Below are 19,525 nucleotides of genomic sequence, written 5' to 3' on the forward strand. Positions count from 1 at the left end.
CCAATCGCTTCAACCCTGTTGCAGCACTACCCAGTCCTGGGTTGCAGGGGCGGCGCGGAATTCATGCACCACTTGCTGCATCAGCGCGAATGCCTGTGCGCCATCGAGCGCGTGGCAGGCTTCGTCCAGCTGTTGCAGGAAGTGTTGCAGTTCCTCTGCCGGCAGATGGTATTCCTGTGCCCGCAGGATGCGCGGATGGTCGGTGGCCAGTACGTTGTCACCGATCAGCAGCTCTTCGTACAGCTTCTCGCCCGGCCGCAAGCCGGAGAAGCGGATCTCGATATCCCCGCCCGGGTGTTTGTCATCACGCACTTCCAGCCCGGACAGATGCACCATGCGGCGCGCCAGTTCGGCAATTTTCACCGGCTCGCCCATGTCCAGCACAAATACATCACCGCCCTCGCCCATCGCCCCGGCCTGAATCACCAGTTGGGCCGCTTCCGGAATGGTCATGAAGTAACGGGTGATGTCCGGATGGGTCACGGTCACCGGCCCACCAATCTTGATCTGCTTCTTGAACAGCGGCACCACCGAACCGGAGCTGCCCAGCACATTGCCAAAGCGCACCATGACAAAACGGGTGTTGCTGCCGCTGGCGTGACGGCCCTGCAAGGTGAGTTCGGCCAGCCGCTTGGTGGCGCCCATCACATTGGTGGGGCGTACCGCCTTGTCGGTGGAAATCAGCACGAAGGTATCCACGCCGCAGTCTTCTGCCGCGCGCGCAGTGGTATCGGTACCAAAGGCATTGTTGACGATGCCGGCCACCGGATTGTGCTCCACCATCGGCACATGCTTGTAAGCCGCGGCGTGATACACGGTTTCCACCTGGAAGGTACGCATGATCTGGCACAGGCGGGCATAGTCGGTGACCGAGCCGAGCACCGGCGTGCGCGGGATATCCGGTGCCAGTTGCGACAGTTCCTGGTCGATGGCGTACAGGGCAAATTCGGTCAGCTCGAACAGTACGATGCGCGCCGGATTGTTGCGGGCGATCTGCCGTACCAGCTCGGAGCCGATGGAACCGCCCGCGCCGGTCACCATCACCACCCGGCCCTGGATATTGCGGGCCAGCAGTTCGGGACGCGGCGGTACCGGGTCGCGGCCCAGCAGGTCTTCGATTTCCACTTCTTTCAGCTCTTCTACCCGCGCTTCACCCGAAACCAGATCGGCCATGCCGGGCAGGCGCTTGATGGGAATGCGCAAGTGTTCCAGCGACTCCAGGATTTCACGCTGCCGGCCACGGCTGACCGAAGGCATGGCCAGCAGGATGCAACTGGCTGTGGTTTCCTCGATCAGCAGCGGCAAATCTTCCGGCGCATGCACGGTCAGGCCGCGGTAGGTACGCCGCCAGCTTTCCGGATTGTCATCGACAAAGGCCATCGGCCGGTATTCCTTGCCAGCCTGCAAGGCCAGCATCAGCTGCACCCCGGCCTGACCGGCACCGTAGATGATGACGTGTTCACGCGGGGCATCTACTGAATCTATCCGCCGCACCAGGCCGCGCAGCACAAAGCGGCTGCCACCGATATAGGCCATGGCGAACATCCAGAAAATGATGATGGACGAACGCGGGAACGGTGCAATGCGCGCCATCACGATCACCGCCGTCAGCACCAGCACCGCCAGGCTGACCCCGGTGAACACGGTGTAGACAATCTTGTCGTCCAGATACTTCAGCACCGCACGGTACAGCCCCAGCTTGACGAAGATGGGAATCACCCACAGCGGCGGCACGATGAAGATCCACAGGTACGGGTCCAGCTTGGGGTCCCAGTAGCCGCCCAGGCGCAGGACGACCGCGCTCCACAGGGCCAGCGGCAGCAGCAGCGCATCCATCAGCGCCAGCAGCGCCATCTTGTTGTGACGGGAAAAGGTCAGCAGTTTGTCTAGCATGTCGAATCAACTTTCACGGCCATCAGCGCAGCACGATTTTCAGCAAGGTGGCGAAGATGATGCGGATATCTTCCAGCAGGCTGTGGGTTTGCGCATAGCGCACGTAATAGCCCAGTTTTTCCGGCAGGATCTGTTCGATATAAGCGCGTTCCGGGTCCGCCGCGCGGCCCAGGATCTCGTTTTCATCAATCATGCGGATGGAGGCCCAGTCGGTGATGCCGGGGCGCACCGACAGCACGATGTCTTTCACTTCTTCCGGGTAGTGAGCCACGTACTTGGGCACTTCCGGGCGCGGGCCCACCAGGCTCATGTCGCCGAACAGCACGTCCAGCAATTGTGGCAGTTCATCCAGTTTGCTCTTGCGCAGAAAGCGCCCGGCACCGGTGACGCGGCTGTCCGCCCCCACGGTCAGCTGGCCCTGCACCTCGGTATTCACCTGCATGGTGCGGAATTTGTGGATGCGGAACAGCATGCCGCCGCGCCCTACCCGCACCTGGCGGAAAAACACCGGGCCGGGGGAATCGAGCTTGATCCACAAGGCCACCAGCAGCAGCGGCCCGGCCAGCAGCAGCAGGCCGATGCTGGCGGCAATCAGGTCGAACAGGCGCTTGAGCAGTGCCGAGCCGGCACCCGGCGGACGGCAGCACGGTGGTAACAAGGCCGGGCCTTCACCCGGCGCTAACGGCTTGTGCTGACTCATGCGCCCAGAATCTCACGCACGGCGGCAATCACGCGGGTCTGATCGTCCTCGTTCATGCGGGTGTACAGCGGCAGGGTGACTTCCGCCTCGAAGGCGGCATCCGCCACCGGGAAGGCAGCACGATCCAGCTGGTAGCCATCGCGCCATACCGGCTGGCGATGCAGCGGGATGAAGTGCACCGAGCAGCCAATGCCCTTTTCGGCCATGCGCAGGATGAAGTCGTCACGGCTGATGCCGGCTTCCGGCTTGATGCGCACCGGGTAGAGGTGCCAGGCATGACGGTCCCCGGCATGGGCGGGGCGGGCCGGCAGAATCAAGGGCAAGTCGGCCAGTTCGCGGTCGAAGCGCTGGGCCATGACTTCGCGCTTTTCGCGGAAGGCGACAATCTTCTTCAACTGGTGGATGCCCATGGCCGCGGCGGTATCCGGCATATTGTATTTGAAGCCGGGAGCAATCACTTCGTAATACCAGGCCGGGGTCTTGGACACGTAGCGGTCGAAGGCATCCCGGCTGATGCCATGCAGACGCATGATCTTGCAGCGGGCAATGATGTCCTTGTTCTTCGATACCACCATACCGCCTTCGCCGGTGGTCATGGTTTTGTTGGCGTAGAAGCTGAATACGGTGACGTCCGAATCCAGCGTGCCCACCAGCTTGCCCTTGTAGGTGGTCGGCAGGGCGTGCGCAGCGTCTTCCACCACTTTCAGGCCGTGTTCGCGCGCGATGGCGATGATTTCGTCCATCTCGCACGCGAGGCCGGCAAAGTGCACCGGCATGATGGCGCGGGTCTTCGGCGTGATGGCGGCACGGATGGCAGCCGGGCTGATATTGAAGGTGGCCGGGTCCACATCCACCACCACCGGGTCGGCGCCCAGATAACGCACCACTTCAGCCGTGGCGGTAAAGGTGTAGCTGGGGACAATCACTTCGTCACCTGGCTGGATGCCGATGGCTTCCAGCGCCAGATGCAGGCCGGCGGTGGCGGAGTTTACGGCAATCGCTTCCACGCCTTCGCCGATGAAGGCAGCAAAGTCGGCTTCGAACTGCTTGGTCTTGGGGCCGGTGGTCACCCAGCCGGAACGCAGGGCGTCGACCACTTCATTGATTTCGTCTTCGCCGATATCCGGCAGGGCAAAGGGCAGGAATTTCTGTTCGCTCATTTTCGTCATCTTCAATAGGCGTCGTTGTTCATGGCTGGCAGCCGACGCATGGTTGCCAGTCGCGTATTCGGTCTTGTCAGCTGCGCTTAGAGCGGCTAACAAAATAGCGTAGCGGCCCTGGGGCAAGGCGGCGCAACGCAGCAGCAGGGTTTTTGTCAGCTGCTCTTACTGGCGCGCCAGATTATCGGTGGCCGGTTTCTCTTTCAACGCATCGGCGGCGCGCTTGCCCAGCTTCTGCGTGGGCAGTTCCACCCAGCGGTTGATGGCCAGTGCCAGATACCAGGTCATCACGGTGGCGGCGGCCACCAGCAGCCACCACGGCAGATTGTACATAGCCAGCACTTCCATCAGCACATAGCCGGCATTGGAATGACAGACATACCAGGCATAGCTGATCGCGGCCACCCGCGCCAGCCAGCGGCTGCTCCACAGTGCCGGGCGCAGCACACCCAGCACGAACAGGCTGATGCCGATGGCGTAGCTGCCGTACAGCTCCGGCGATGGCCAATTGGTCACCCACACAAACAGCGCCAGCAGGCCGACAAAATGCAGCACGGTTTCCAGCGCACCGGCCTGCCCGGTCAAATAGAAATAACACCAGCATCCGGCAAACATCAGCGGGAAATAACACACCACCGAGGACAGGAAATACTGGTCATAGGCCCAGAAATGCGCCAGCTGGCCGTGCAGGCCTTGCGCATCCGGGCCACGGCATAGCATGGCCACCAGCGGCAGCAGCAGCCAGATGGCCCACTTGATGCGTTTGCCGGTGAGTGCAAACGCTGTCCCCAGCAAGGCGTAGAACCACAGCTCCACCTTGAGCGTCCACATCACCGGGTCGATATTGCGCCCGCCCAGCATGTCCTGAAAGGCGATGCTGACATGGCCAATGACATCGCGCCGGGTGATGTCGAAGTCGTTATCCGCCAGCCAGGCGGCAATCCACAAGGCCAGCAACGTTACCGCCAGCCCGGCCCAGTAAGTGGGGTAAATGCGGAACACCCGCGACACGGCAAAACGCAAGCCACCCATGCGGGTGAGTGACAGCGGAATCAGCAGCCCGGATATCAGCAGGAACAGCCCAACACCCACCGCGCCCAGATTGAAGGGCAATACAAAAGACGCCCCGGCGTAACCTTCCAGCGGGTCCATATTGAGGATGTCGCTGATGCGCTCGCGATGCTGCCAGAAGGTTTGGGTGAAATGAAACAGGATCACACACAGGATGGCCACGCCACGCAGGCCATCGGCAAAATCAAAACGCACATGCTGCTTGCTGCTACTCATTGCAGTCATCACCTGTTGCCTGCGCTAGCAATACGCGGGCCATAAAGGGAAAACCGCTATTATCCTCGCCGTTAGTACAGGTTTGCACGACTTTTTCACCCTTGTCGCACTCAGCGCAGCACCGCTTGCAGAAAGCGCTGCGCCAATACGCGGTAGTCGTGATGCGCCAGCACATATTGCCGTCCGGCTGCGCCCATGCGGCCGCGCTCGTTGGGCGTGGTGGCCAGCATGCGGCGCACGGCCTCGGCAATGGCGGCCGGGTCTTCCGCGCCCACGCTGAAACCGGCCCCTGCGTCCTTGACCATGTCGTTGCCCGCTTCCACCGAGTGGATCACCGGCTTGCCCGCCATCAGGTAGTCGAACAGCTTGTTGGGATTGATGCCGAAACGGTAGATGGGCAGCTTGCGCCAGCCGATGAACAGGCTGTCCATTTCCGCCAGGAAAGCCGGCACTGCGCGCTTGGGAATGCTGGGCAAAAACTGCACATTGGTCAGCCCCATTGCGGCAGCCTTCTCCACCAGCGCGGCCTTGTCCGGGCCATCGCCCACCAGCACAAAGCTGGCTGGCGTATCTTGCAGCCGGGCAGCCGCTTCCAGCAGGAAGTCCAGCGCATTGGCCAGACCATGACCACCGGCATAGCCAATCAGAAAGCGCTTGTCCGCCTTCAGCTTGGCCAGTGCGTCCAGGTGCTCGGTGGACAGCGGAGTGTCCGCGTCCTGCCACTCGGCCACGTCCACACCGTTAGGGACGACATGGTATTTTTCCGCCGCCATGCCATGTTCCATCATGTAGTCGCGCGCGCAGGGCAGCATGGAGATGACGGTATCCGCCTTGCGATAGCCGAAATCCTCGGCCCACTGCATCAGGCGGATAAAGGGGTGGGAGCGCGACATGCCGCCCACTTCCACCGGTGTCAGCGGCCACAGGTCGTGCACCTCGTACACCAGCCGCGCCCCGGTCTTGCCGGCGATGAAGGCGGCGGGGATGGTATCCAGCGGATAGGTGGACGAGGCAATCACCACGTCCGGCTTCCACTCCTTGAGATAACGCCCGGACAGGCCCATCACCTTGCCCAGAAAGCTGAAGATGTTGATCACCCGCTTGAGGCCGTTGCCCGGATAGGCCGGGGTCTTGCACCAGGTGTAGCGGATGCCGTCGATGTCTTCGTCCTGATACTTGGCCGACAACTGCGGATTGGTCTGGCGCAGATGCGAGGTATCTGCCGCCAGCATATTGACTTCGTGGCCAGCCTTGACCCATTCGCGCGCCAGGTAATAGGGGCGGAATTCCATGCCGTGGCGCGGGCTGCCGGCATAGTGATTGATATAGAGAATGCGCACGCTGCTGCTTTTCCGGATTTAAGTGCCCGCCGTTCAGAACAGACCGGCGGCGATATTGATCATCATCGCCAGCACGGTAGTGTTGAACAGGAAGGACAGGATGCAATGCACGGAGCCGATGCGGCGCATGGCCCGTGAGCTGAAACTGATGTCGGCCGTCTGGCCCGAGGTGCCGATGACGGCGGCAAAATAAAAGAAATCGCTGTAATTGGGTTCTTCGTCCCCCGGGAATTCCAGTCCCGGCTTGCCATAGCGAAACAGCGCCACGTAGTACTGGTGGGCGTAATGCAGGGCAAACATCACCTGGGTGAACAACCAGCTGGTGAAGATGGTGAGCACCGACAGGCCGATATGCAGGCCGCGGCTGCCGCCGTGCAGGTCTTTCGCTACCGACAGCTCGGCCACGATGGACAGCAGGCAGACAATCGCCGCCAGCACCACCAGCATCAGGATGGCCATTTCGCCCTCGTCCTGCCGCGCCGCACGATGGCGGATCCGTTCGGCATCAGCCCCATGCATCATATGTAGTGCCAGCAGCAGATACAGACCGGCTCCGGCATTCCAGCCAATCACATAGGCGGTGAGGGTGCGCATCGGGGTAAACATGGTCAGCGCCTGCGCCATGCAGAGGCCAAACACGATGGCAGACAACAAGCGGGGCCGGGTACGCAGGATGTGGATCAGCCGGGCCAGCGGGCCGTGATGGTGACGGATGGGTTTGTCCATATTTGTCTGCCTCAGGCGAGTTGGGCGTAGAGATCCACCAGCTTGCGGCCTTCTGCCGCCCAGCTATATTTTTGCAGCACCGCCTGCTTGCCCGCCTCGCCCAGTTGGCGCATGCGGTCTTCATCCGCCATCAGGCTGTTGATGGCAGCGGCAATGGCTTGCGGGTCTTGCGGGTCCACCAGCACGCCGCAGCCGGCGTCATCGACGATTTCGCGCCATACCGGGAAATCACTGGCAATCACCGGCATGCCGGCGGCCATGTATTCGAACAGCTTGATCGGCAACGCATCCACGTAATTGGGAGTGGGAAACAGCGTCACCAGGCCGATCTTGCTTTGCGCCAGCACCTGGGCCACGCCCTTACGGTCCAGCACGCCCAGATCATTCACCCTGGCCCAGCCGGCTTGTGCTTCCAGCTTGGCGCGCAGGTCGCTCTCGCTCCAGATACCGGCCAGATTCAGCCGGGTGGCGGTATCCGGCAGTGCGGCCACGATGGGTTCGATACCGCGAATGCGGCTGATGCCGCCGATATAGCACACCTCGTTCTTGCGGCTGTCCCACGGCGTATCGCGCACCAGCTCTTCCAGAATGGGGAAGTTGCACACATCCAGCACCCGCCCGCCCAGTTTGGCAAAACGCTTGCGGATGTGCGGCGTGGACGTCACCACCGCGTCAAAGCGTTTGGCTGCCCAGTCTTCCACCGTTTCAAAGCTGCCGGACACTAGGGGACGGATGGCACCGGGAATCCAGTGCTTGGCCAGAATCTGGCGCGGCATGTCTTCGTGTACGTCGTAAATCACCTTGATACCGGCCTGCTTCAAACGCAGCGCGGCGGGAATCAGCTCCGGGTCGTGAAAATGCACGATGTCCGGGCGCAGCGCCAATGCCGCCTGGTATACCCGGCTGGTGGTGCCGGTCATGCGGGCAAAACGGCCGCCGGTCTTGGGGCCGACATCGTGAAAGCGCACACCCTTGTTGATTTCCTCGCCCAAGCCATCGGCCACGATCAGGCTCACCTCATGACCGGCTGCGGCCAGCGTGGCGCATTCCTTGACGAAAATGCGGATGTCGTGACGCGGATGGGCGGAAGTGAGATGGGCTACTTTCATACGACAGAATCCTTGTGTGCCGGCCCGGACAGCAGGCTGGCATAGAGATCGGCAAAGTGCTGCATATTGGTGTGATGCAGGGCTTTTTGGACCACCAGCTGGCGGTTGAGCTGCACCGCCTGCGCCAGACGGGCATTGTCCGCCGCCCAGTCCATGCCGGACAGCAGGCTGTCGCTCAAGCGGGCGATGTCTTCGGCAATCAGGCCATTCAGGCCGTCAATCACCCATTCACCATTGGCCGGCAGATTGGACAATACCGGCAGGCAACCGTGCCCCATGGCTTCCAGCAGGCTGATGCTGGTGGCGTCCGAGCGGGGCACGCTGACAAACAGGCGCGACTCCTGGTACAGCGCGCCCAGCACGGCGGATGACACAAAGCCGGTGAATTCCACCCTTTGCAGTTGCAGGCGGCTGGCCAGGGCTTTCAGGCTGTCGGTGGACTCGCCACTGGCGGCCACGGTGAGGCTCCAGTCCGGGTAACGGCCGCTGGCTTCCACCTGCTGCCAGGCATGCAGGATGGCGTCAATGCGGTACAGCGGCTTGTGCAGACGGCAGGACAGCACCTTGTTGGCCTTGGCCGCGATATCCGGCTGCGCCGGCAGCGCGTCCATGCCGAAATTCAGCACGTCGATACGGCAGTTATCCCCAGCCAACTGGCGGATTTTCGCCGCCATGTACAGCGAATCCGAGGTGATGGCCGTCGCGGCACGCAGATTGGCGCTCACCATCTGCCGCATCAGCCGGTTGCTGTCTGGCAGCAGCAGCACGTCCGAGCCCCAGGCAGTCAGCACCATGGGCACAGGGCTACCCGCCAGTGCCCGGCGCGCATGCCAGGCCACGCTATTGGCCTGATGCACATGGACAAGGTCCGGCTGGATCTGTGCTATCCAGCGACGCAATGTGCCTGCGCTGCCCAGTGCCTTCAGGCCAAAGTCCAGGCGCAGCTCGCCCTTGAGATTGGCCGGACGCTTGTCGGCAGGGACTTCGCCATTGCAGGCCAGCCAGATTTCGTCCACATGCGGGGCGATACCGGCCAGGTAACGCCAGGTGTGTACCGAGGCAGAACCGATCAACAACAGCTTCATTGGATATTTTCTTTCTCGATGCGGTGCAGTTCCGCCAGCAGCTGGTCCAGTTTGTGCGCCAGCGCGGTGTTGTCGGCCAGCGCAATATTCATCGGCAGGTTCAGCACCGTGGCCGCCAGCCGCTCGCCCTGCGGCGCACTACCGGCGACATAACCGTGACGGAAAGAACCGGCCGGGTGAATCACATCGTCAAACCACACGCCGATATTCAGCCCGCTGGCCTGGCTCAAGCGCCGCGCCACGGCGGCCTTGTTGGCCTGAGGACAAGACAGCGCAAACGGGTAACGCACCCAGTGGCATTGCGCCCCTGCAGGCACTGCCCATTGGGTAATGGACGGCAGTGCCGCCAGTGCCTGTTGATAACGCTGCGCCAGCGCCTGCTTGTGCGCCAGCGTGGCGGGCAGATGGGCCAATTGGCGGCGCACCAGCACGCTGGACAGCAGCGGCATGGCGCGCACCGGGTGCGGCATGCCCTGTGTCACTTCGGCATCGGCCGAGCGGTAAATCAGGCCCAGACGACGGTTGATCGCCATGGTGATGCGGCCCAGCAGCGGCCAGCGTGCGCTCAGCAGATGGGCTTTGAGCGTGGCCAGCAAGCGCCATTCATCCGCACAGGACAGTTCCGGCCAGTCCTGCTGCGGGGTGGTCATGCCGGGCATGCCGGGCGGAAAGATGGCCAGGCCGCCGATGCCGCCAGTCAGGTTCTTAGAATATTCAAAGCTGAAGAAAGCCCCGTCGTGATAGCTGCCCAACCATTGGCCATCCAGCTGGCTGGCAAAGCCGTGGGCGGCATCATCGATAAACTTCACTTGCGGATGGGCGGCGCGCAGCGCCTCCGGCACCCGGCACGGCAAGCCGTAATTGTGCGGCACAATGACGGCGCGGGTGGCCGGACCGATGGCGGCGGCCAGCACCTTCCAGTCAAAATTTAGGGTATCGGCAGAGACATCGACAAAACGCAGCGTGGCCGAGAGCGCCGGGATCTGGTTAGGCACCACCACACAGGTATAGGCCGGGACAATCACCTCGTCCCCTGCGCCGATGCCGTGTTGCTGCAACAGCACGCGAAGCGCGGCGCGGCCGGTGTCGTACAGGCCGATGCGCGCCTCGTCCACGCCAAAGCAGGCTGCCAGCTCGCGCCGCAGCGCAGCGCGCTGGAATGCGCGGCCACGCAGCATGCCGGGCAAGGCGGACAGGTAATCGCACAGGCTCAGTGAATTAGCCGTGAGCATGGTCTTGCTCCAGTTGGCGACACAGCCGGAATACCCAGACCATGTAGATGATGTAATAGATGGAAACCGTCACCGACAGCAGACGGAATACCTGATGGGCATTCTCCCCCGCCCAGTACACCACGCCCAGCGAGCCCAGGTTCACCACCACACCCAGCAGGGCAAACAGCAGCGACTGGCGCTGGCGCGACAGCACCATGGGCACCATGAAGCAAGGCGCAGCCAGGAACATGCAGAAGAAGGACGGCGTCAATGTGGCGGCAATCTGGCCGGCATCGCGCCATTGTTCGCCAAAGGCAAAGGCAAACAGCGGCCCGCCCCAGGCCATGATGATGAGAAAGGGCACAATCGCCAGCGCGGACAGCACCAGCAGCGCCTTTTTCAGCAAGGGCCGCAGGCTGTGGCCCTTGGCATGGGCTTCGGCCAGATCGCGGTACAGCACTTGCGACACGGCTTGCCCCAACAAGGCGGCGGGTAGTTTCAGCACCCGCACCACCAGGCCGTAATGGCCCATCAGTTCGGCGGTGGCCAGCATGCCCAACAACTGGACCATCAAGGAATCCTGCAAGGCCACTACAAAGGCATGCGGGGTGTTGACCAGCGGGAATTCACGATAGCGGCGCAGGATACGGCCCATGCCACCGGAACGGGCGGTACGCAGCCACTGCGGCAGTGCGCGCCAGTCTTGCCGCGCTTGCAGCAGCCAGGAGGCGGTCTGGCCAGAAATTTGTGCCAGCAGCAGACCCAGCGCACCCAGCTTGCCAAAGCCTGCTGCCAGTTGCACCGTCACCATGGCGGCGGATTGGCCCATACGACCCTGCGCATTGGCGCTGTAGCGGCGCTGGCGGTTGTTCCAGTTGGTCCAGATCTGGTTATTGGCCGCCACCCAGATGCCCAGCGGCAGCAAGGGCAGCCACGGGGCCATGGCCGGGGCATGCAGCCCGGCGGCAATCCACGGTCCGGCGGCCAGCAGCGGAATGCTCAGCACCGCCAGCAGCAGAGTGTTGAACAGCAGCGCCAGCACCATCAGGCGCATGGCGTCGCTCTCTTCTTCCGGCAGCACCACTGCCATGTCGTAGCGCCAGGTGGCAATCACCACCAGATTGGACAGCCAGGCGACAAACTGCGTCAGCACGCCAAAGTCGGCCGGGCTGTACAGCCGGGTGAGCAGCGGGGTGAACAATACCGGCAGGAACTGCGCCACGGCAGCGCCGCCAGCCAGGGTGGCGACATTGCGGGCAAAGCCGCCCTGCCCCAGCCTGGCCTTGAGTTTGGCCAGCACGCTCAGCCCAGTGCCTTTTTCACCGCAGCGACGATGGCATCCTGGGTGGCTTCATCCAGGAAGGGGTGCATCGGCAGGCTCATCACGCGCTTGCCGGCGGCTTCGGCCAGCGGGAAGCTGCCTTCGCCCTGGCCCAGATGGGCAAAGGCCGGTTGCAGGTGCAGCGGAATCGGGTAATGCACGGCTGTGGGCACGCCCAGTTCCTGCAGGGCTTTCTGTACCGCTTCGCGATTGTCCACCTCGATGGTGTACTGCGCGTAAACGTGGGTATTGCCCGCGCCGATCACCGGCACGCGGGCCACGTCCTGCAGCAGCGCGCTGTAGCGGGCACCAATGCGCTCACGCGCGGCCACTTCGTCGGCAAAGCTGGGCAGCTTGGCCAGCAGCACCGCGGCCTGGATGGTATCCAGACGGCCGTTCAGGCCGATCACCGGGTGGTGGTAGCGACGGTCCTGACCGTGCACGCGGATTTCGCGCATTTTCTTCGCCAGTTCGTCGTCATTGGTAAAGCAGGCACCGCCGTCGCCATAGCAGCCCAGCGGCTTGCTGGGGAAGAAGCTGGTGCAGCCGATGGTGGACAGGTTGCCGGATTTCTTGCCGTGCTGGCTGGCACCAAAGCTTTGTGCGCCGTCCTCGATCACCGCAATGCCGTGCTTGTCGGCAATGGCGTTGATGGCGGTAAAGTCCGCGCACTGGCCGTACAGGCTGACCGGCATGATGGCCTTGGTACGCGGGGTGATGGCGGCTTCCAGCAGCGCCGGGTCCAGGTTGTAACTGACGGGGTCGATGTCGACAAACACCGGGGTGGCACCCAGCAGGGCAATCATTTCGCCGGTGGCGATAAAGGTAAAGGGCGTGGTGATGACTTCGTCGCCACGGCCCACGCCCAGCGCCATCAGTGCAATCAGCAGCGCCTTGGTGCCGTCACACACGCCGATGGCGTGCTTGACGCCGGTGTAGGCGGCCAGTTGCTGTTCTACTTCCTTGACTTCCGGCCCCATGATGTACTGGCCGTGATCCAGCACCGCGTGGATGCGGGCGTCGATGTCGGCTTTCAGATGCTGGTACTGCGCTTTGAGGTCGATGAACTGGATGCTCATGGCTCGATTCCTTACTGGGGCCGGGCTGCCGTGCGGGCAGCCGTCGGGATTGAATGGTTTCAGGCGGTGCAGGCTGCTCCGGTTCAGGCCGGAGTGCAGTGATTGCCGCCAATCTGGTAAAAGCTGTCGCAGGCCGGGCAGGCGTGGGTGCCGATGTCATTGGGCAGACGCTCGCCGCAGGCACACATCCAGCCGATGCGCTTGGCCGGGGTGCCCACCATCAGCGCATAGGCCGGTACGTCGCGGGTTACCACCGCACCGGCACCGATGAAGGCATATTCGCCCACCTGATGGCCGCAGACGATGGTGGCATTGGCACCGATGGAAGCACCGCGCTTCACTACCGTGCGGCGGTATTCATCCTTGCGGCTGACATGGCTGCGCGGATTGTTGACATTGGTGAACACCATGGACGGCCCGCAGAACACGTCGTCTTCCAGCGTAACGGCATCGTAGATGGACACGTTGTTCTGGATCTTGACGTTGTTGCCGATCTGCACATCATTGCCGACAAACACGTTCTGGCCGAAGGAGCAGCGCTCGCCAATGCTGGCGCCGCCGCAGATATGCACCCAGTGCCAGATACGGGTGTCGGCGCCGATTTGTGCGCCTTCATCAACAATGGCGGTAGGGTGTACGGTGTATTGGGTCATGGGCGGGCCTCCGGACGGGGGTCAGAAAAACAGGAAAAAACCATCGGCAAAATACACCAGGCCAAGCAGGCCAACCGGCAGTGCCGCCAGCCACACCGCCTTGCGCTTGAACAGGCCGGCGATGGAGGAAATCAGGATGGCCACTTGCAGGAAGATCACCGCCACGCCAAACGGCTTGCCCTGACGCTGGGCGGCATCGCGCTCGGCTTCCAGTTTGCGGGCGGTCTTTTCGATATCCTTGCGCTCGGCCGCATAGCGGGCAGCCTTGTCGCCCACTTTCTTCAGTTGGGCCTGATAGTGTTCGCGCTGTGTAGTCGTTGCGTTGGCCGGCAGGCTGTCCAGCTCGAACTGCAAGCGTTCACGCTCCACATCATACAGATTGCCCTTGATGCCCTTGGCCTGATAGTAGGCCCATTGGTCCGAGGCCTGGGCCTGGGCGATCACGCTGCGGGTGGAAAAACCGCCGCCCTTGAAGGTGGACAAGGTGGCGCACACCGCCAGGATGACGGTGGTGAGCGCCAAATAATTCAGCCAGGGGTCTTTCTTTTCTTCAGCCATAAACCTGCTTTGTCATGCGGTAATCGGGAAACGGGCGCACCGGCTGGATGGCCGAGCGCCGGACATGCCTGGAGCGGTGCTTAGTAATCCAGCGGCAGGCTGATGCGACGGCCATCGCGCGCCGACAGATACATGGCAATCAGCAGTTCCAGCGACTTCAGCCCTTCGCGGCCGTCGGTTTCCGGCTCGGCCTTGCCCTGCATCACGTTGATCACGTTGTCGTAGTACAGCGGGTGACCAAAACCGTAGACGCTGGTGGTGGCGTAGCTAGCGTTCTTGATTTCGTCATCCATGGCGTGCGGTTCGGCAAAATCCCAGTGCTGGATTTCATTCACCGCCACACCGCCCACGCGGACCGAACCCTTCTCGCCCAGGATGGTAATGGAGCCTTCCAGGTTCTTCGGGTAGGTGAGCATGGTCACGTTCATGCTGCCCAGCGCGCCGGAACGCCATTTGACGCTGACAGTGCCGGTGTCTTCCACTTCGATGTTGCGCGCCAGCGTGGCGGTGTAAGCCTGCACGCTTTCCACCGGGCCGATCAGCCAGTCCAGCAGGTCCACATAGTGGCTGGCCTGGTTCATGAAGGCACCGCCGTCGAATTCCCAGGTGCCGCGCCAGCCGCCCTGGTCGTAATAGCTTTGCGGACGGGTCCAGAACACGTTGACGTTGACCATGTAGATGCGGCCAAAGCGTTTTTCCTGCATCGCGCGCTTGAGCAGTTGCAGGGTGTCGTTGCGGCGGTTCTGCTTCACCACGAACATGCGCTTGCCGGCCTTGTCGGCGGCTTTCACCATGGCCAGGCCGTCTTCCCAGCGGGTGGCCATCGGCTTTTCCGTCATCACGTGGAAACCGGCTTCGGAACATTCGATGCTTTGCGCCGGATGCAGGCCGGACGGGGTGGTCAGCACGATGATGTCGGCATTGGTGGCGGCCAGCATGTCGGTGAGGTTGCTGTGGCCACGGGCGCCGGTGCGCTCTACCGCAGCTTGCAGTGCAGCCGGGTCGATGTCACAGACATCCACCAGTTCGGCACGGTCTTCGTGTTTTTCCAGCGAACCGAAATGGTTGTTGGCAATGCGGCCACAGCCAACCAGCGCGAAGCGGATCTTGCGGTCGGTAATCGGGGCGTGATGTACGGTTTTCATGGTGTGTTCCGTTCTGTGCTTAAACGGCAAAAGGCGACCACGGGGTCGCCTGCTTGCGTCATGCCGTCAGGGTCAGGCCTTGACGATGTGGTCGGCGGGGTCCAGATACTTGCCACGGCTGTCGACAATCAGCTGGGCGTGTTGCTTCAGCAGCGTGTAATCGAACTTGTCGTGGTCGGTAGCCAGCAACACGCAGTCGTAGCTGGCAATGGTAGCCGCATCCAGCGCCACGCTGGATAGCGCGAAATGGTGCTCGCGCATCTTGGGGAAGACCGGCACGTGCGGGTCGCTGTAGGACACGTCCGCGCCCAGGTCGCGCAGTTTTTCCATCAGGAATACCGACGGGCTTTCGCGCATATCGTCCACGTTCTTCTTGTAGGCAATACCCAGCACCAGCACGCGGCTGCCGTTGATGGCCTTCTTGCGCAGATTCAGCGCAGCGGCCACTTTGGAGACCACATAATCGGGCATGGCGCTGTTGACTTCACCGGCCAGCTCGATGAAACGGGTGTTCACGCCGTATTCACGCGCTTTCCAGGTGAGGTAGAACGGGTCGATCGGAATGCAGTGGCCGCCCAGGCCCGGGCCCGGATAGTAGGGCACGAAGCCGAAAGGCTTGGTGGCGGCAGCGCGGATCACTTCGTGAATGTCGATGCCCATCTTGTCGGCCACGATCTTCATTTCGTTGACCAGACCGATATTCACCGCACGGTGGATGTTTTCCAGCAGCTTGGTCATTTCCGCGGCGCGGGTGGAGGATACCGGCACCACCTTGTCGATCACCGCGCTGTACAGCGCCACGCCGATTTCCTGGCAGGCCGGGCTGTAGCCGCCGCATACCTTGGGAATGGTGCGGGTGGTGAAATTGGGGTTGCCCGGATCTTCACGCTCCGGCGAGAACACCAGGAAGGCATTCTCGCCCACCTTGAAGCCGCGGGATTCCATGCGCGGCAGCAGTTCTTCGTCGGTGGTGCCCGGGTAGGTGGTGGATTCCAGCGATACCAGATGGCCTTCGCGCAGGTAGGGCACCAGGCTGTCCATGGTGTCCAGCACGAAGCTCAGGTCCGGTTCGCGGTATTTGTTCAGCGGGGTCGGCACACACAGAATCAGGGTGTCGGCTTCCGGCGCGCGGGAAAAATCGGTGGTGGCTTCAAAGCCGCGTTCCAGCGCGGTGGCAATGCTGTCGGCGCTGATATGCTCGATATAGCTTTTACCAGCAGTCAGGGCATCGACCTTGCTCTGGTCGATGTCAAAGCCCAGTACCTTGTAGCCCACTTCGGCAAAACGCAGCATCAGCGGCAGGCCGACATAGCCCAGGCCGACAATGCCGATAACGGCGGATTTGTCCGCGATACGGTTAAGCAATTGCTGCTTGATCACAATGATAGTCCCAACAAAGTAAAAACCTGCCATGGCTGCATCCGGGCAGCCATGCACTGAATTCGGTAAGGTCTGGCAGTGTGCCTCGCCTGGCTGGCGGGCTTGCTGATCTGGCTCAAACCGCGCTTGTGAAGTTGCAAGCGCAGCATTATACGCCTGCTTGGCAAGCCGCTGGCGTTACCAAACGTGACAACACAGCCGACAGCGCCACGCTCAGCCCGCTCAGATCAGCAGATGCCCGGCACTGCCCTGATTGTTCTGTTTCAGACGATTGACGAACTCGCCAAACTCCAGCCCGAAACGGCACTCCAGCCGGTCGGCACGCTCTTTCAGCGCCTCCCACTGGGTCAGCGTGGGGCTTTGGCGGAAGGCCAGCACCGCCACATTGCCGTGACTGGCCGAGGGCAGTTCCAGCACGCGGCCTTCAAACACCGACAGCAAACGTTCGACAAAGCTGTGATAGCGCTTGTCGCCGCTCCACCAGTTGGTGACAAACACGCCATTGGGACTGAGCGCACGCTTGCAGTCTTCGAAGAAGTCTTCGGTGGTCAGTTCGTCCACAATCTGCAAGCCATCAAAACCGTCCACCAGAATGGCGTCGGTGGAACCACGGAAAATCTTCACGTAATCCGCACCGTCGGCCTCGATGATTTCAAAGAAATCACCCTCTTCCGGCAGCTTGAAAAAGGCACGTGCCACGGCGATGACCTGCGGGTTGATGTCCACCGCCACGCTGACGGCTTCCGGCAGGTATTCGTCGATGAAGCGGGCAAAGGAACCACCACCCAGGCCGATTTGCAGGATATGGCGCGGGTCGTCGTTCCACAGCAGGAAGGCCATCATGGCGCGGCTGTAGGACAATACCAGCTCGGCCGGTTCGTCCATGTCCATCGAGCTCTGGATGGTTTCCGAGCCCAGATGCAAGGACCGGATATTGCCGGCTTCGGAGATTTCCACTTCCGGCATGTCCTCCACCGCGGCACGCACGCGGCGGCGGAAAGGATGCAAGGCTCTACGCGCCACAGCCACCCTCCTCCTGCTGCGCCGGTTTGCGCGAATCCAGAATGCTGATGGTACGACGCGCCGGTGCGGTGACGGCTTCTTCTCCGTCGTCAAGCGGCATTGGCGGATCGCGGAACTCTTCCTTGTCAAAGGCGGTGTCGCCATTCTCGAAGGGGCTGTCACCGGTTTTAAGACCGGCAAAGTCGAACAGGCCGGTATCGCACAAATGGGACGGCACCACGTTTTGCAGCGCGCGGAACATGCTCTCCACCCGGCCGGGGAAGCGCTTGTCCCAGTCGTTGACCATTTCCTTCACCACCTGGCGCTGCAGATTGGGCTGCGAGCCGCACAGATTGCACGGAATGATGGGGAACTGGCGCAAGTCGGCGTAGCGGATGATGTCCTTTTCGCGGCAATAGGCCAGCGGGCGGATCACCATGTGCTTGCCGTCGTCCGACACCAGCTTGGGCGGCATGGACTTGAGCTTGCCGCCGTAGAACATATTGAGGAACAGCGTGTGCAGGATGTCGTCGCGGTGGTGGCCCAGCGCAATCTTGGTGGCACCCAGCTCGTCGGCCACGCGGTACAGGATGCCGCGACGCAGGCGCGAGCACAGGCTGCAGGTGGTTTTGCCTTCCGGCACCAGCTTTTTGACGATGGAGTAGGTGTCTTCTTCGATGATGCGGTATTCCACCCCGATGGACGCCAGATAGCCGGGCAGTACATCTTCCGGGAAACCGGGCTGTTTCTGGTCCAGGTTGACGGCGACGATGGAAAAGTCGATGGGGGCGGATTTTTGCAGACCCAGCAGGATGTCCAGCAGGGTGTAGCTGTCCTTGCCGCCGGACAGACACACCATGACCCGGTCACCCTCTTCGATCATGTTGAAATCATTGATGGCATCACCCACGTGGTGACGCAGGCGCTTGGCCAGTTTGTTGCCCTCGAACACGGCCTTTTTGGCCTTGTCGTCGAGCACGGTGTTCTGTTCGGACATGGGGTACGGCTAAGAAATTGAAAAACAGGCGATTTTACTGTTTTTCCCTGCAACAATCCATGTTCTTGCCCGGCAAGCCGTCACAAGTACTACAACACGATGCCACGTCCGCCATCCACCGCCAGGATCTGACCGGTGACATAGCTGGCATCCAGCAGCAAAAAGGCCACCGCACGGGCAATGTCATCCGGCTGGCCGGTACGCTGCAAGGGAATGCTGGCTTCGATGGCGGCGCGCTCGGCTGCATCGAAAGACGCCTCGCCTTCCGGCCACAGGTTCACCCCCGGTGCCACACCATTCACCCGTACATCCGGCGCCAGCTCCAGCGCCAAACTGCGAATCAGCTGGGCATGCCCGGCCTTGGCCAGGTTGTACACCACGTGGCGCTTCATTGGCCGGTCCACATGGATATCGGAAATGCCGACAATGGCACCGCCAGTACGGCGCAAGGCCGGGGCCACCGCCTGGCTGAGAAACAGCGGTGCCTTGAGGTTGCTGCCCATCAGGTCATGCCAGGCCGACTCGTCGATCTGGCCGATTTCGGTAGGGAAAAAACTGGAGGCATTGTTGACCAGCCCATCCAGCCGCCCGAACGCGGCAATGGCCTGTGCCGCCAGCTGACGCACCGCCTGCATGTCCAGCAAATCGGCCTGCAGCAGTGCAACCGATTGCGCTCGCTGTGCATTCAGCTCGGCAGCCAATGCTTCGGCATCCGCTTGCGAACCGCGATAATGCAACACCAGCCGCACACCGCGCGCATGCAGTCGCCGGGCAATACCGGCCCCTACCCGGCGCGCACCGCCGGTAATCAGTACCACACGCTGTTCATTCACTTGCATCAAGCTGTCTTGCTGTTGCTTCATGTCCTGTTCAGCC

General features: G+C 61.9%; 18 protein-coding genes. All 18 read right to left on the reverse strand.

All coding sequences use genetic code 11. The features are described from left to right. Nucleotides 1-9: 9 nt before the first annotated feature. Nucleotides 10-1,893 (reverse strand): polysaccharide biosynthesis protein, encoded by a 1,884-nt coding sequence (locus GSR16_RS18020; RefSeq protein WP_159879822.1) that lies wholly within the window; start codon nt 1,891-1,893, stop codon nt 10-12. Between the two features lie 22 nt (nt 1,894-1,915). Beyond that, nucleotides 1,916-2,593 carry a sugar transferase gene (locus GSR16_RS18025; protein ID WP_159879824.1) on the reverse strand — a complete coding sequence of 226 codons (678 nt, stop codon included), beginning with the start codon at nt 2,591-2,593 and terminating at the stop codon, nt 1,916-1,918. Then, the gene (locus tag GSR16_RS18030) at nt 2,590-3,753 is read right to left on the reverse strand and encodes a DegT/DnrJ/EryC1/StrS family aminotransferase (RefSeq protein ID WP_159879826.1); all 1,164 of its coding nucleotides are present in this window, start codon (nt 3,751-3,753) and stop codon (nt 2,590-2,592) included. Before GSR16_RS18030 ends, GSR16_RS18025 begins: the two co-directional genes overlap by 4 nt. Before the next feature lie 165 nt (nt 3,754-3,918). Further along, nucleotides 3,919-5,040 carry an acyltransferase family protein gene (locus GSR16_RS18035; protein WP_159879828.1) on the reverse strand — a complete coding sequence of 374 codons (1,122 nt, stop codon included), beginning with the start codon at nt 5,038-5,040 and terminating at the stop codon, nt 3,919-3,921. Between the two features lie 110 nt (nt 5,041-5,150). After that, nucleotides 5,151-6,380, reverse strand: a complete 1,230-nt coding sequence (locus GSR16_RS18040) for a glycosyltransferase family 4 protein (protein ID WP_159879830.1) — start codon at nt 6,378-6,380, stop codon at nt 5,151-5,153. Nucleotides 6,381-6,413: 33 nt separating this feature from the next. After that, complete coding sequence (locus tag GSR16_RS18045) at nt 6,414-7,106, reverse strand: DUF1345 domain-containing protein (protein ID WP_159879832.1); 693 nt, start codon at nt 7,104-7,106, stop codon at nt 6,414-6,416. Nucleotides 7,107-7,117: 11 nt separating this feature from the next. Further along, nucleotides 7,118-8,215, reverse strand: coding sequence for a glycosyltransferase family 4 protein (locus GSR16_RS18050; protein WP_159879834.1), 1,098 nt, complete (start codon nt 8,213-8,215; stop codon nt 7,118-7,120). Further along, the gene (locus GSR16_RS18055; RefSeq protein WP_159879836.1) at nt 8,212-9,300 is read right to left on the reverse strand and encodes a glycosyltransferase family 4 protein; all 1,089 of its coding nucleotides are present in this window, start codon (nt 9,298-9,300) and stop codon (nt 8,212-8,214) included. Before GSR16_RS18055 ends, GSR16_RS18050 begins: the two co-directional genes overlap by 4 nt. Next, nucleotides 9,297-10,532 carry a DegT/DnrJ/EryC1/StrS family aminotransferase gene (locus GSR16_RS18060; protein WP_159879838.1) on the reverse strand — a complete coding sequence of 412 codons (1,236 nt, stop codon included), beginning with the start codon at nt 10,530-10,532 and terminating at the stop codon, nt 9,297-9,299. The genes GSR16_RS18055 and GSR16_RS18060 overlap by 4 nt, the downstream gene beginning before the upstream one ends. Continuing rightward, on the reverse strand, nt 10,519-11,814 hold the full coding sequence (locus tag GSR16_RS18065) for a lipopolysaccharide biosynthesis protein (protein ID WP_205677461.1): 1,296 nt from the start codon (nt 11,812-11,814) through the stop codon (nt 10,519-10,521). The genes GSR16_RS18060 and GSR16_RS18065 overlap by 14 nt, the downstream gene beginning before the upstream one ends. A 2-nt stretch (nt 11,815-11,816) precedes the next feature. Next, nucleotides 11,817-12,914 carry a DegT/DnrJ/EryC1/StrS family aminotransferase gene (locus tag GSR16_RS18070; RefSeq protein WP_159879840.1) on the reverse strand — a complete coding sequence of 366 codons (1,098 nt, stop codon included), beginning with the start codon at nt 12,912-12,914 and terminating at the stop codon, nt 11,817-11,819. A gap of 83 nt (nt 12,915-12,997) precedes the next feature. Further along, entirely contained in the window at nt 12,998-13,567 is a 570-nt protein-coding gene (locus GSR16_RS18075) for an acyltransferase (protein WP_089083712.1), read from the reverse strand. A 21-nt stretch (nt 13,568-13,588) separates the two neighbouring features. After that, nucleotides 13,589-14,125 carry a DUF4337 domain-containing protein gene (locus GSR16_RS18080; protein ID WP_159879842.1) on the reverse strand — a complete coding sequence of 179 codons (537 nt, stop codon included), beginning with the start codon at nt 14,123-14,125 and terminating at the stop codon, nt 13,589-13,591. 80 nt (nt 14,126-14,205) lie between these two features. Then, on the reverse strand, nt 14,206-15,270 hold the full coding sequence (locus GSR16_RS18085; protein ID WP_159879844.1) for a Gfo/Idh/MocA family protein: 1,065 nt from the start codon (nt 15,268-15,270) through the stop codon (nt 14,206-14,208). A 72-nt stretch (nt 15,271-15,342) separates the two neighbouring features. Then, entirely contained in the window at nt 15,343-16,647 is a 1,305-nt protein-coding gene (locus GSR16_RS18090; RefSeq protein ID WP_159880897.1) for a nucleotide sugar dehydrogenase, read from the reverse strand. Nucleotides 16,648-16,872: 225 nt separating this feature from the next. Further along, nucleotides 16,873-17,616 (reverse strand): polyamine aminopropyltransferase, encoded by a 744-nt coding sequence (locus tag GSR16_RS18095; RefSeq protein WP_045846913.1) that lies wholly within the window; start codon nt 17,614-17,616, stop codon nt 16,873-16,875. Nucleotides 17,617-17,662: 46 nt separating this feature from the next. After that, nucleotides 17,663-18,649 carry a tRNA 2-thiocytidine(32) synthetase TtcA gene (gene ttcA, locus GSR16_RS18100; protein WP_159879846.1) on the reverse strand — a complete coding sequence of 329 codons (987 nt, stop codon included), beginning with the start codon at nt 18,647-18,649 and terminating at the stop codon, nt 17,663-17,665. A gap of 89 nt (nt 18,650-18,738) precedes the next feature. Then, entirely contained in the window at nt 18,739-19,512 is a 774-nt protein-coding gene (locus tag GSR16_RS18105; protein WP_240902532.1) for a pteridine reductase, read from the reverse strand. Nucleotides 19,513-19,525: the final 13 nt, after the last annotated feature.

This window comes from Aquitalea denitrificans, from assembly GCF_009856625.1.
Taxonomy (GTDB): Bacteria; Pseudomonadota; Gammaproteobacteria; order Burkholderiales; family Chromobacteriaceae; genus Aquitalea; species Aquitalea denitrificans.

What these genes read in the sequence shown, in the direction of transcription:
- GSR16_RS18095 (WP_045846913.1), bottom strand. Translation starts at nt 17,616, where the DNA reads ATGCCGGAAGTGGAAATCTCCGAAGCCGGCAATATCCGGTCCTTGCAT.
- ttcA (WP_159879846.1), bottom strand. Translation starts at nt 18,649, where the DNA reads ATGTCCGAACAGAACACCGTGCTCGACGACAAGGCCAAAAAGGCCGTG.
- GSR16_RS18070 (WP_159879840.1), bottom strand. Translation starts at nt 12,914, where the DNA reads ATGAGCATCCAGTTCATCGACCTCAAAGCGCAGTACCAGCATCTGAAA.
- GSR16_RS18025 (WP_159879824.1), bottom strand. Translation starts at nt 2,593, where the DNA reads ATGAGTCAGCACAAGCCGTTAGCGCCGGGTGAAGGCCCGGCCTTGTTA.
- GSR16_RS18050 (WP_159879834.1), bottom strand. Translation starts at nt 8,215, where the DNA reads ATGAAAGTAGCCCATCTCACTTCCGCCCATCCGCGTCACGACATCCGC.
- GSR16_RS18075 (WP_089083712.1), bottom strand. Translation starts at nt 13,567, where the DNA reads ATGACCCAATACACCGTACACCCTACCGCCATTGTTGATGAAGGCGCA.
- GSR16_RS18080 (WP_159879842.1), bottom strand. Translation starts at nt 14,125, where the DNA reads ATGGCTGAAGAAAAGAAAGACCCCTGGCTGAATTATTTGGCGCTCACC.
- GSR16_RS18085 (WP_159879844.1), bottom strand. Translation starts at nt 15,270, where the DNA reads ATGAAAACCGTACATCACGCCCCGATTACCGACCGCAAGATCCGCTTC.
- GSR16_RS18060 (WP_159879838.1), bottom strand. Translation starts at nt 10,532, where the DNA reads ATGCTCACGGCTAATTCACTGAGCCTGTGCGATTACCTGTCCGCCTTG.
- GSR16_RS18045 (WP_159879832.1), bottom strand. Translation starts at nt 7,106, where the DNA reads ATGGACAAACCCATCCGTCACCATCACGGCCCGCTGGCCCGGCTGATC.
- GSR16_RS18105 (WP_240902532.1), bottom strand. Translation starts at nt 19,512, where the DNA reads ATGAAGCAACAGCAAGACAGCTTGATGCAAGTGAATGAACAGCGTGTG.
- GSR16_RS18030 (WP_159879826.1), bottom strand. Translation starts at nt 3,753, where the DNA reads ATGAGCGAACAGAAATTCCTGCCCTTTGCCCTGCCGGATATCGGCGAA.
- GSR16_RS18055 (WP_159879836.1), bottom strand. Translation starts at nt 9,300, where the DNA reads ATGAAGCTGTTGTTGATCGGTTCTGCCTCGGTACACACCTGGCGTTAC.
- GSR16_RS18035 (WP_159879828.1), bottom strand. Translation starts at nt 5,040, where the DNA reads ATGAGTAGCAGCAAGCAGCATGTGCGTTTTGATTTTGCCGATGGCCTG.
- GSR16_RS18020 (WP_159879822.1), bottom strand. Translation starts at nt 1,893, where the DNA reads ATGCTAGACAAACTGCTGACCTTTTCCCGTCACAACAAGATGGCGCTG.